Here is a 12,924-nt window from a genome sequence, read left to right as displayed (position 1 = left end):
TAACAAGTTGCTAAAGTTCGTTCGTAAACTCACTGGGACAATTAACAGTTGGCTTGGCGCTTCGCGCAAGTTTAGCCAACAGTCAATTGCCCCTTAGCAAAGCGTTGAGGACGTAGAATAACTCTTTTTTAAGAAAAATTGCCGATTTTATGGGTTCCAAATGCATTTACCTAGTGCAAGAAAAGCGCTTAGTATTTGATACAGGAACTCGATTTTTCATCAATTTGGGCTGTTGGAGTAATTCTACAGCCTCGTTAGTTGCCAATGGAGATCATTTTGAGCATTAGAGTTGTTGAAGTTGTTGATTACGATCCAAATTGGAAGAATACTTTTGAAACTGAAAGAGTTTTGCTAGCTAAGGCAATTGGTATTAATGCTGTCAAAATAGAACATATTGGCAGTACGTCTGTAGTTGGTTTAGCAGCCAAGCCGGTTATTGATATTCTAATAGAGGTTACCGACCTTAAAGAGTTAGATAATGTAGCGGAAAACATGGAAGCTCTTGGTTACCTAGTTAAAGGTGAAAATGGTATTGAAGGTAGACGCTATTTTCAAAAAGGTGGCAACCAACGTAGTCACCATGTTCATGCATTTCAAACTAATGACTTGCACTTGTATCGACATAGAGCATTTAAAGAATATCTAATTGAGCATTCTGAAATAGCTTCAGAATATGGAGTTCTTAAAAAAGAGGCTGCATTTAAAAGCGATAATAATATTAATGCTTATATGGCATTAAAAAATAACTTTATTCAAAAGCATGAAAAAATAGCTATTGAGTGGTTTGGCAACTAACAAGGCAATTATGCATGGGACGTTACTGTACGTCCGATTTTACTAGTTTTTCCTATCAACTCTAATTTGTTCGAAAGGCAGTTCTTGGCACGGAACAGATCATAGAGGTAACGCATTTCTGTCCATAAACATGCTAGAGCGAATTTCTGCTTTGCGTTCAAACTCCAATCAGTTGGGGTTTAAACATATTCACGTAACTGTAAAATAGATATGAGAAGTGCACTTTAACTTGTAGTTGAAATGACGTGCTACGAAGGCACTGCTTTTATCTAGAAGCTCGCCACTTCCTTCAGCAACGAGAATCGAGTCTCGAGGTACGAGTCAAAGCTCAAACTGGTTTTGTACTCGAAACAGCCCTATCTTTTCCTCGCCACTCGTAACTCGAAACTGCTTTTATCTCGCAACTCGTTGCTTGAAACTGTTTTTCACGCACCAGCAAATTCTTCTCCTACTTCTAAAGTAGCATGTACGCACAATTCTAGTGCACTACTCTTGTTGCTGTTCAAACAATGAACAATCAACAAGGTAAATAAAATGATAAAAACAATAATAAATAGAATCACGGCTTATTCGTTAATAAGCATCAGTCTGTTGTTAACAACAGAAGTGTCAGCGGGTAGTTGGCAACAAAATGTAAGTATTGGCGGTTTTACGAGCGTTAATATTTATACTCCAGATAGCAATTCATCGATAGGTAATGGTAAGTCCTTGCTTATTGTTTTGCATGGTTGTGTGCAACCGATTAGTAATTATTTAACTGCTAATCTTGAAGATGCTGCCGAAGCTCATGGAATGGTCGTTGCCGTTCCTGATGCCAAAAACAAGGCTGGCTTTAGTTGTTGGTCGTATTGGCAGGGGGCTATTAATAGAACGTCTGGTGACTATAAAAATTTAGTCAGTTTAGCCAATACGATGAGTAGTGATGTAAACAGAGAAATAGATCCTAAACAGGTTTACATAACCGGTTTATCTTCAGGTGGTGCATTTGCGCAACAAGCCGCTTGTGTTGCTCCTGATGTTTTTGCAGGGGTTGCGCCAAGTGCAGGGCCAACATTAGGTACCAGTTCAAATGGTGCGTTAAACAATTGTGAAGTGGTAAGCCCCACTACTTTTAAGTCTCGGTGTGAATCTTATGCTGGGACTTATGCAAGTCATTTTTCTGATCAAATCGCCGTGGTTGCTCATGGTACTGCTGATACCACGGTTGATACTTGTTACAACCAACAAAACGCGAATGGTTTTGCAAACGTTTATGGCGTGACCCAATTGTCCGGTACTAACAGCCTTGCTGATGATGCAACTCATACAGCAACAGAGAGTTTATGGACAAACAACCGAGTTGCTATGGTGTGGTTTGATGGTTTAGATCATTCATGGTCTGGTGGGGAGGGTGCATCAGGTAGTTATATCGCGGGTAATAGTATTAATTTTGCGACTTATCTAGGTGAATTTTTTGCTGAGAATAATCAAAGAGTGGATAGAAACTCAGGGCCTGTCATTAACAATTTGATTGTTAGTGATAATTCGAATCGTTTATCCATATCGGGTAATGCCATCGATGCAGAAGGAAGTGTTAACAACATTAGTATTAACATTTTCGCCTTGGATACTGGCAGTTCAGTATTAATGGATACCATTATGGTTTCATCTGTGCCTTCTGATGGTTATTTTAACGTTAATTCTTCAATATTAAGCGATGGTTTATATTTAGTTGAAGTACAAGGTACGGATAACGAAAGTAAACAAGGCGATATTACGTCAAACATCGTTAGGGTTGGTCCAGAACCCGCCGATACCGCCCCAACACTCAGTGGTATTGCCGTGGATGTTGTAGGTCAATGCGCTACCGTATCAGGCACTGTCATCGACATTAATCAGAATTTGCAATCAGTCACCGCTGCTTTCTCTAATGCCTCGAATACGGCTGCCGTTTCGAATAATCAGTTCTCGGTTGAGCAATGTAACTTATCTGGCGGTGTTAATGTGGTGACGATCACTGCGACCGATGATACCAACTTATCTTCGTCGGCCTCAGCTAGTTTCACAATAGATGCGGGGCAAACGGGAGATTATAACTATCATATTAATGAAGGTCATATCACTTGGGGAAGTGGATATTCGGCTTGTTATTTAGCCTTTAGTGCAAACGATTTCACTATGCGAGAGTATCCCGCAGGAACAGGGCAATGTAATTGGATTGCCGACGGTGAACCAAGCTGTAAAGGACCGACTCAAGCTTGTTCAGCACCAAGCTCGCCTGTAGACAGTGATAATGATGGGGTATCTGACAGCACAGATAATTGTCCAAACCTTGCCAACAGTGATCAATTAGATAACGACGGCGATGGTATAGGTAATGTTTGTGATTCAACACCAGATGGTAATGTCTTAGATGCAGATAATGACGGTATTCATGATGATATAGATAATTGCCCAAATGTTGCCAATAGTGATCAGTTAGATAATGACGGCGATGGTATAGGCAATGTATGTGATTCAACACCAAATGGTAATTTCAACTGTATTGATTATACCGACAGTAATTATGATCATGTCACTGCTGGTAGAGCAACGGCATCTTATGGGTCGGCATACGCAAAAGGCTCAAATGATTATTTAGGTTGGTGGAATATTTATGTAACGACCACAATTAAACAAACAAGTAGTGGATATTTTGAATTAGGCAGTTGCCCAGCTAGTTAACCTTGTTTGAACGTTAAATTGTAAATTTAGAAAGCCCGCTTCAATTCCTGCGGGCTTTTTATATTGGAGTTAAGAGTTATGGGCTACGAGTTATGAGTCACGAGCTTCGAGTTATGGGCTAGGAGTTACGAGTCACGAGCTTCGTGCTTTTTCTCGAATCTCGCCACTCGTTGCTCGAAACTGCTTTTATCTCGAAACTGCTTTCTCTATAGCTAACCGCAATTTTTCAATCTAGCGTGAAAGCAATGGATTTCCATACAAACGTAAATATTCTTTTGCCATCATAGTTGCGCCACTTACGTTAAGGTGATCGGTATTCCTATACACTATACTGTCGTTGAGTGAAGCCGTACATTTGCCATTTCTGCATAAAACCTTTTTAAAATCAATGTAGTTAATATCAGGAAAGCGTCGTTTCATTTCGTTGACAATATGATCGTCTGCATAATTTGGAAAAGGTGTTTCGAGTTCAATTGGTTTGAAAAAAACAGTTTCACTGCCTTTTAATAACTTTAACTTATGCAGATGATGTTTATCGATTACAGGTGCACTAATGATCACTGACACTTTATTACCATTAGAGATTAAGTCAGATACGGACTGTAACAAGTACTCATAATTGTTGTTGTCGGGGGAACTATAGTTATCCCAGTTTACACCTAAGATAATGTGGTCAAATTGTTTGGCATATTCAAAACGCTGTAACGCGTACTCAGGGGAGTATCTGAGTTTATTGTTTGACAGCTTTGCGGTTAAAATAGGGTGGCCACCAGATGCAGAGTCATGGAGGAAAAGTCCCGCATTTTTGGCAAGTACATCAATAAATGCCGCACTATGATTGGCAAAAGAGTCACCTATCAATACACCATCTAAAGCCTCTTTTTTAACTCCAAGCCAGCATTGCTCAATATTTCCAATTTTATCCGCATCAAAACAATGCTTTCTAACACTACTTGGAAAGTTTAAATCTTTATTAAATTCTGACAGATTTTTAAAGCGTTCAGGAAAACCATTATTAATATCTATCACTGCATAAATACTGGTTAGTAAAATAAAACCGGGTAAAAGAATACGCATAAAGGCCATCTTTAGACTTGTTAATTTAAGTCTTTGCCCCGGTTGTTCTATAAACTTCCACGAAAGGTAAGCACAGAAAATGGCTGCGATAATAGCTATGATTCTAGTCGCTCCGGTTAACTCTAAACCTACATATTGAATGAAGGTAAAAATTGGCCAATGCCATAAGTATAAGGAGTATGAGATTAAGCCTATGAATACAAACGTTTTTAAGCTCAGTAATTTATTAATAATGCCGAGTTGCTGTTGATTTTTCCCGGTATAAATAAGGAGAACCGTACCAAAGCATGGCCAAAAAGCGTTAAGTCCTGGAAATACATCTTGTTTTGAAATCGTAAACGCGGGAACCAAGATTAAAATTAAAGCCAATACAGACAGGGTATCGTTCTGCCACTTAGGTAAGTTTGGAAGTCTTGCATAATTGATAGCGAGTAATGCGCCCATCAATAATTCGAATGCTCGGGACGGTAATAAAAAGTATGCAGAGTCCGGTGATGTGTTAGATAAGTAAATAGATAAGCCAAATAAACACAAAAATAATAAATATATAGTCCTAGATAACACCTTTTCGCGACAAAACTTATGTAGAAAAATAAATAAAGTCGGCCATATGAAATAAAACTGTTCTTCAACGGCTAATGACCACGTATGTAAAAGTGGTAACAAGTCAGTGTCTGGAGAGAAATAGCCACTCGTATTTTGCCAAAGATAAAAGTTACTGGTTGCTATAAATGCATGGATTAGATTTCGAGCAAATATTTCTAAGTCATAAGAAAATAAAAAGAGGTATGCAGGAACCGTAGTTATAAGGAGTAGAAATATAAGTGCCGGAGCAAGGCGTTTAACCCTTCGAATGTAAAAGGATTTATAAGAAAAATTATTTTGTTGAACTTCAGAAAATATTATTTTTGTGATCAAAAAACCAGAAATCACAAAAAATATATCGACTCCAATAAATCCGCCGCTAAAAGCTGAAAATTTGGCATGATAAAAGAGAACTAACAGAACCGCTAATGCTCTTAATCCGTCAATATCAGGACGGTACTTAAAAAGAGTCGACATATGTATACACTTTATAAACTTATGGTTAGTTTAATTGGGCTAATACCAAATCAATTTTGGATATTGTTGTGTCAAGTTGCTCATAAGTGTGAGCTGCCGATACAAACCCAGCTTCAAATGCTGATGGCGCTAAGTACACACCTTGTTCTAAACATAAGTGGAAGAAACGTTTAAATTTATCCGCATCACAAGTTAATACTTCTGCAAAGCTTTGTACTTTTTCTTTGTCGGTAAAGAATAAACCAAACATGCCGCCAACTTGTGAGGTTGTCATTGCCACATTGTGTTTAGCTGCTTTGGCTTTAATGCCATCTAATAAGTAGGTTGTTTTTGCAGTTAGGTCTTGGTAAAAACCTTCCACTTCTAACTGTTCTAATGCAGCCAAGCCTGCTGCCATAGCAACAGGATTACCCGATAATGTGCCCGCTTGATAGACAGGTCCATCTGGTGCTAAGTGACCCATGATGTCTGCTCGGCCACCAAATGCGCCCACAGGCATGCCGCCACCAATGATTTTACCTAATGTGGTTAAATCAGGTGTTACGTTAAATAGAGTCTGACAGCTGCCTTTGGCAACACGGAATCCGGTCATCACTTCATCAAAAATTAGAACGGCTTTAAATTCATCACATAAATCTCTAAGGCCTTGTAAAAAACCATCGTTTGGTGGAATACAGTTCATGTTGCCAGCTACTGGCTCAACAATAATACAAGCAACGTCTTCTGGATGTGCTTCAAATAAGGCACGAACCGAGTCTAAGTTATTAAACTCAGCGGTTAGAGTATGAGCTGCCACATCAGCAGGAATGCCTGGAGAGCTAGGTACACCCATAGTTAATAAACCAGAACCCGCTTTTACTAATAACGAGTCGGCGTGGCCATGATAACAGCCTTCAAATTTCAATAGCTTATTACGACCGGTAAACCCACGAGCTAAACGAATTGCACTCATAGTGGCTTCTGTACCTGAATTCACCATACGTACTTTTTCTATCGAAGGTAAAAATTCAGAGACCTTGTTTGCCATGGTCACTTCAACTTCCGTTGGTGCGCCAAAACTTAAGCCGTTTTCAACCGCTTCTAATACTGCATTTTTTATAGCAGGGTGGTTATGACCTAAGATCATAGGTCCCCAAGAACCTACGTAATCTATATATTCTTTGCCGTCTACGTCATAGATGCATGCGCCATCCGCTTTTGCAAAAAAGACTGGTGTACCGCCTACGCCATTAAATGCACGTACTGGTGAGTTAACGCCACCTGGGATATGTTTTTTTGCTTGTTCAAATAGTTCTGATGATTTATTCATAGGAATTCTTTATTAATTTGTTAGTTATAAAGACCTCAGTAGTCCACTGAGGTTTAGACGAATGTTTTATGTTTTAGCTCTGTATTAAAAAGCTTATTTAGCGCTATACCAAGGTACTGGACATTGGTATTTATCCACTTGATCAGCAACCCCTAACGTCATGGCAAATAACGCCATACGGATCAAAATGCCGTTGTCGGCTTGGCGGAAAATAGCCAAATTAGGGTTTTGATTTAAATCGTTATCCAGTTCATTGGCATCCGCACGTGAGTCACGTGGTAATGGATGCATGATGACGGTATTCGATTTACAAAAACGGGTATAGATATCACTGTTTAATCTAAATTGACCACGATACTTATTGGCTTCATCTTGATTTTCAAAACGCTCTTCTTGAATGCGTGTTTGATAAACAATATCAGCATTTAAGTTATGTTCCATATCATCAGAAATAGTGACTTTATGTCCTGCATTTTCTAGTGTATCTATTACATAATCTGGCATGGCTAATTCAGTTGGTGAAATGAGACTTAAATGCACATTGTTATATTGAGCTAATAACTTAGATAAAGAATGAACGGTACGACCATTTTTTAAATCACCCACCATGGCGATGTGCATACCATCAATTTTTTGTTCAAATGCGCGTAATTCCGACTGAATAGTATAGAGGTCTAATAAAGCTTGGGTAGGATGTTCATTGGCACCGTCGCCACCATTTATAACAGGGACACGGCTACCTTCAGCAAACTCGGCTACTGAACCGGCTTGTGGGTGACGCATAGCAATCACATCGCTGTAGCTGCTGATCACTCTAGCAGTATCGTATAAGGATTCACCCTTGGCTAAAGCTGACGTTTCCATGCCTGTGGTTTCTCTAACTTCACCACCTAACAAGTTAAATGCACAACCAAAGCTAACTCGGGTACGCGTTGATGGTTCAAAAAATAAGTTACCTAAGATGGCACCATCTAATACTTTAGTGCGGAATTTACGCTTAGCGTAAGGCTCCATTTTTTCAGCAATATTAAATATGTATTCTAAATTGTCGCGTTCAAATTGATTAACCGACAGTACATGTTGACCAGAAAAATTCATGCAGAGATCCACGCTAAAAAGGACTGAAAAAAGTTGGTGCGATTATAACCGAGCAAGTGCAAAGACCAAAGCTAAGATTGCTGGTATAAACAATAATATACCCATGTTATTTCACACCGATAAATCTAGCTAAATGTTGGTTTTAATACCGCTAATAAAATGATGGCTAATAACACCAGTACAGGCACTTCATTAAATATGCGGTAGAACTTACTGCTTCTGGTATTACGGTTGTGTTTAAAGTCGTTTAATAATTTAAAACAATAACCATGATAGACATATAAGCCCGTTACCAAGAGCAATTTTGCATGTAACCAATGTGCCTGTTTAAACCAAGCCAAACCATATTGGTGGATGAGTAACAAGCCAAACAATAAAGTGAAAATGGCAAACGGGGTAACAAAATACAATAATCGTCTTTCCATCACTTTTAAGGTGTCGGAGGTATGTGAATTTGAATGTTCTGCACTGTTATTTTCACTGTGGTATACAAATAATCTTGGTAAATAAAAGATACCTGCAAACCATGCCACCATAAAAAATATATGAAATGCTTTTAACCACAAAATAGTCATTATGCTAACGCGTTCCTCTTCATTAAAATGCTATGTAATTGTTCCCACAATACGATGCCCACCACTTTTTCGCCGCTAATCGATGTGATCAATGCCGCGCCATCTCTTTGTTCTTCTAAAATTTCATAGACATGAGCCATAGTCGAACGGGTATTTAATGTTTGCAGTGGAGTGTATTTAATTTTACTTACATCACCAGTAAAAGTGGGTTCTGTTTCAGCCAAAGAATAATCTGTGCCTAAATCATGTTTGATTGACACTATGACTATCTCTTCGTCTTTGGCTTGTTTTAAATGGAAACGAACGTCCTGTTCGGTTCGGTATTCAATAAGATTGATGTTCGTTTTCATCTCGGCTAACACCCCTGTTTTTGACAACACGTCAATAACCGGAGGGGTTTGAAAAGCCAACTGTTGGTATTCAAGTTGTTGCAAGAAAATAGAACGATTTTTTAACACTTGCGCACTGGTTATATAAGACGAAACAATCACTATTATTGCCGGTGTGATTGCCTCGGATGAGCCTGTTAATTCAACAACTGCAACCAATGCCGCTAATGGGGCATGTAAACATGAAGCCATTAACCCGGCCATGCCTAATACGCCATAAGTGCTCATAAAGTGAAGGCTAGGGTCAAAGATCATAACAATATTAGCAATGCATAAACCGAGTAATAACCCCAAACCAAATACTGGACCAATAATCCCGCCTGGAATACCTAACCCTAATGCAACCCAGGTAAGGATTAATTTTGAAAACAATAAAATGATGATCAGTTGGGTATCGGTGGGGGATAACATAGCTTGATTGATTGCACTGGTTCCATCCCCTAACGCTTCAGGTACAAAATAGCCAAATAAAGCCGTTATAATCCCAGCGATTAATAAACGAGGGAACATAGATACATGACGGAATGTACGCATCATTCGCATTAAATTAGTGTTGAAAATAAAGGCCGAAGCGCCAAGGGTCATGCCTAATAAAATCAAAAATGGATAATGATTAATTGGTAAGTTAAAGACGCTCATATAAGCAAATTCAACCTGAGGACCAAAGACAGCTTGAGTAATAATCGAACCGGCAGAAGAGGCTAACATTACAGGAATAAATATATGGATTTTGTATTCTCTAAGAACCACTTCCATCACAAAAATTACCGCAGCGAGTGGCGTGTTAAATGATGCGGAGATCCCTGCTGCAATACCACATGAAGTTAACGTTCTTACTGCATTGTGAGGTAAGCGTAACCAATGACCCAACCAGCTAGAGCCTGATGCCCCTATATGTACGGAAGGGCCTTCTCGACCAACAGAAAACCCGCTAGATAAAGCTAATATGCCACCAATAAACTGATTGATGGCATTGCCCAAAGGCATATTGCCGTAATGTGCTTTAACTCGATGTAATACAAAAGGAATACCTAAGCGGTAATGTCTAAAGCCGGTAAAGTCAGCAACCACGACGATTAATACAGCGGCCAGTATAGGAAGTGAAGGAATAAGGTAAGGTGAAATGTCACCAAAAGCGCCACTTGGGCTGAAAGAAAATTGAACAAATTCAATGGATAAACGGAACAGCACGATGAGACATGCAGCAACAATTCCACCCAATAGTCCTAAAATACTAAGTTGGATACTAGTGTAGGGAACAGCCAGTCGTTTCCTTAACGCATACAGGCTATCAGATAGCATCAAAATTCCGATTAATTAGTGGTAAATCAATAGGTCAAAAGTGTACCATAAAGTTTAGACGTGTAATTAAAATTATCCGATAACAAACAACACCTTGTTTAATGGTTAAGTGGCAGGACTCAGTGTTGGTTTTTATTAGATTTGTGTAGGTAATGTATGACTCCTTGGTGGAGCTTTAGTGGTCTAAAACAAAAACTAGGCCGATTTAAATTTATGTTGTTTTTGTTAGTGATTATTATATCTGTGGGATTAACTGGATATAAAATTGGCGGCGGATTTGCGACTTGGCAACAAAATAAAATATCTGATCAAGAATATCGTTTAAGTAATTTATATAGTGAGCTTGATCAAAAGATAAGACAGATTAACTATTTAAGTGTTGAGCTTGAAGTAGAGCAGCGCGCCAACGAACAAATCCAGCAAGAGTTATTACAAATACGCGAAGAGTCATTTGCCTTACGTAGAGAATTAAATTTTTACCAAAAAGTATTAGCACCTGAGTTAGTGGCTGATGGTATTTCGGTAGAACAATTTAATGTTGAGCCGACCAATATTGAAAATCGATATATCTTTAGGTTTGCTTTGGTACAAACTAATTCGGCAAAACGTTATGCAAAAGGTTATATTCGACTGAATTTGATTGTTAGCCAAAACGAAGAAAAATTAGAACTGGATTTAGCTGAATTAGCACAGTTATCAAAAAATGATCTCAAGTTTAGTTTTCACTTCTTTCAGTACTTCGAAGGGGAGTTTGAACTGGCTCCTGGCATGATAGCCGAACAACTGGCCGTTAAGGTTGTACAACCTAAAACCAAATGGCAGTCTTATAAGGCATTCACGCAAAAATTAGATTGGCCAAATTTAGAGTTATAAACAGCATTATTTGGACATCTTACTGATTATGAATACTTGACTAAAACTGTCGGGTATTACATAATGCCGCCCTCAATTTTTAGAGGTTTTTTTCATGACTGAACTCGTTACTCCAGCTGAAGCATCAGCCGATATTCCTGAACTGCCAATCCAGTTTTCAGATGCCGCCGCGACTAAAGTAAAACAGTTAGTGGACGAAGAAGAAAATCCAGCATTAAAACTAAGAGTTTATGTCACCGGTGGTGGTTGTTCTGGTTTCCAATATGGGTTTACCTTTGATGAAGAGGTTAATCCTGGTGATATGGAAATTGAAAAGCAAGGTGTCAGTATGGTTATTGACCCTATGAGCTTACAATACTTAGTTGGCGGTGTTGTTGATTACACTGAAGGCTTAGAAGGATCTCGCTTTTTTGTGAACAACCCTAACGCAACAACAACTTGTGGTTGTGGCGCTAGCTTCAGCGTTTAATCTGCAAAAAATAAATTTTTACAAATAAGGTCGTTATAAAACGGCCTTTTTTTGTACATTTTTCTACCTAATCTAATCCGCTTGCTTTAGAATGACTGCACTAAAATATCAAGACAATTAGTATGTTGTGGCTTCTTGATAACCAGTGAAACTAACTATAGGAATTAGGATGAGCGTTTTCTCGGGTATTAAAAAAACAGTTGAACAAAAGCCTTATATCTTGGCAATCCTTGTTTGCATTTTATTAACAGCGTGGATGTTATCAGGGAACTCAAATGCTGAAGAGCAAATGGTCAGGAAAAATGCAACTTCTGCAGAAGTTGAAGACACAATCCCCTCGGTAGAAGTGACAACGTTTACCCCTAGTGCAGTCAGTCGTAGTATCGAATTATATGGCAGAACTGAGCCAAAAAGAACATTGGATCTGAGTTCAGAGTTAGAAGGCAGTGTAGATAAAATCTTGGCGATGGAAGGTGATTTTGTTAAACAGGGTCAAATCATACTTGAATTGAACAAAGACGATAGAATTGAGCAATTAGCATCAGCTAAAGCGCTGGTGATACAACGTAGAATTGAATACCGAGGCGCGAGATCATTATCTGACAAAGGCCTGCAAGGTAAGTCTAATTTAGAACAAGCTTATGCCGCATTAACCGAAGCCAAAGCATTGGTCAAAAGTCGTGAAGTTTTATTAGAAAAAGCACAATACGCGCGCCTTTTTCTGGTTTTTTAAATACACGAAAAGTTGAAGTTGGGACTTATGTTCATAAAGGCGATGCCTTATTCCAAATTGTCGATTTAACTAAGTTAGTTGTTAAAGCCAGTATCACTGAAAAATATATAGATGACCTCAATAATGATACCGCAGTGACGGTTGAATTAGTGGACGGTAGTAAAGTAAAAGGCAAGATTAGATACATTGCCAGTGTATCGGACAAAGGCACCAATACTTTCCCAATTGAAGTTGAAATTGAAAACCCAAATCAAAAAATGAAAGCGGGTGTTAGCACAGAAATGTTAATCGAATTCAAATCAGAACAAGCCATTAAAGTAACGCCTGCATTATTATCCCTTGATGCATTAGGTAACTTAGGTGTTAAAACAGTTATAGATGAACATGTTGTGTTTACGCCAATTGACTTAATCAAAGCCGAAAACGATGGCGTTTGGTTGGGTGGATTCGAAGGCGAAACGGATGTGATTACTTTAGGGCAAGGTTTTGTTCGCCCGGGTGATAAAGTTTTAGCAAGTTACAAACAACAATAAGGCGGA

General features: G+C 38.7%; 11 protein-coding genes. 6 read left to right on the top strand and 5 right to left on the bottom strand.

The genetic code is table 11. The features are described from left to right. Positions 1-276 precede the first annotated feature (276 nt). Both RT723_RS11095 and RT723_RS11090 read left to right on the top strand, forming a co-directional pair. Positions 277-795, top strand: a complete 519-nt coding sequence (locus RT723_RS11095) for a GrpB family protein (protein WP_315947147.1) — start codon at positions 277-279, stop codon at positions 793-795. A 534-nt stretch (positions 796-1,329) separates the two neighbouring features. Then, positions 1,330-3,498 carry an extracellular catalytic domain type 1 short-chain-length polyhydroxyalkanoate depolymerase gene (locus tag RT723_RS11090; protein WP_315947146.1) on the top strand — a complete coding sequence of 723 codons (2,169 nt, stop codon included), beginning with the start codon at positions 1,330-1,332 and terminating at the stop codon, positions 3,496-3,498. A 231-nt stretch (positions 3,499-3,729) separates the two neighbouring features. Here the strand turns inward: RT723_RS11090 and RT723_RS11085 are convergent, their stop codons facing one another. From RT723_RS11085 to RT723_RS11065, 5 genes are all read right to left on the bottom strand, one after another. Beyond that, entirely contained in the window at positions 3,730-5,637 is a 1,908-nt protein-coding gene (locus tag RT723_RS11085; RefSeq protein WP_315947145.1) for an acyltransferase family protein, read from the bottom strand. Between the two features lie 25 nt (positions 5,638-5,662). After that, a complete protein-coding gene (gene hemL / locus RT723_RS11080) occupies positions 5,663-6,946 on the bottom strand; it encodes a glutamate-1-semialdehyde 2,1-aminomutase (protein WP_315947143.1) in 1,284 nt (427 codons plus the stop codon). Between the two features lie 93 nt (positions 6,947-7,039). Next, positions 7,040-8,044: an aspartate carbamoyltransferase gene (locus RT723_RS11075; RefSeq protein WP_315947142.1), complete on the bottom strand. Its 1,005-nt coding sequence runs from the start codon at positions 8,042-8,044 to the stop codon at positions 7,040-7,042. A 125-nt stretch (positions 8,045-8,169) separates the two neighbouring features. Then, positions 8,170-8,619: a protoporphyrinogen oxidase HemJ gene (gene hemJ, locus RT723_RS11070; RefSeq protein ID WP_252731630.1), complete on the bottom strand. Its 450-nt coding sequence runs from the start codon at positions 8,617-8,619 to the stop codon at positions 8,170-8,172. Continuing rightward, positions 8,619-10,310, bottom strand: a complete 1,692-nt coding sequence (locus tag RT723_RS11065; protein WP_216054080.1) for a chloride channel protein — start codon at positions 10,308-10,310, stop codon at positions 8,619-8,621. Before RT723_RS11065 ends, hemJ begins: the two co-directional genes overlap by 1 nt. A 156-nt stretch (positions 10,311-10,466) precedes the next feature. On the opposite strand from RT723_RS11065, the gene RT723_RS11060 reads away from it, so the two are divergent. From RT723_RS11060 to RT723_RS11045, 4 genes are all read left to right on the top strand, one after another. Then, positions 10,467-11,183 (top strand): DUF6776 family protein, encoded by a 717-nt coding sequence (locus RT723_RS11060; protein ID WP_216054081.1) that lies wholly within the window; start codon positions 10,467-10,469, stop codon positions 11,181-11,183. Between the two features lie 94 nt (positions 11,184-11,277). Further along, a complete protein-coding gene (gene erpA / locus RT723_RS11055; RefSeq protein WP_216054082.1) occupies positions 11,278-11,652 on the top strand; it encodes an iron-sulfur cluster insertion protein ErpA in 375 nt (124 codons plus the stop codon). 169 nt (positions 11,653-11,821) lie between these two features. Further along, positions 11,822-12,385: an efflux RND transporter periplasmic adaptor subunit gene (locus tag RT723_RS11050; protein ID WP_315947141.1), complete on the top strand. Its 564-nt coding sequence runs from the start codon at positions 11,822-11,824 to the stop codon at positions 12,383-12,385. Further along, complete coding sequence (locus RT723_RS11045; RefSeq protein ID WP_315947191.1) at positions 12,343-12,918, top strand: efflux RND transporter periplasmic adaptor subunit; 576 nt, start codon at positions 12,343-12,345, stop codon at positions 12,916-12,918. The genes RT723_RS11050 and RT723_RS11045 overlap by 43 nt, the downstream gene beginning before the upstream one ends. The last annotated feature ends 6 nt before the right edge of the window (positions 12,919-12,924 follow it).

It is taken from the genome of Psychrosphaera aquimarina (assembly GCF_032461525.1).
In the GTDB taxonomy this organism is placed as follows: domain Bacteria; phylum Pseudomonadota; class Gammaproteobacteria; order Enterobacterales; family Alteromonadaceae; genus Psychrosphaera; species Psychrosphaera aquimarina.
This window is presented reverse-complemented; position numbering and strand designations above follow the sequence as displayed.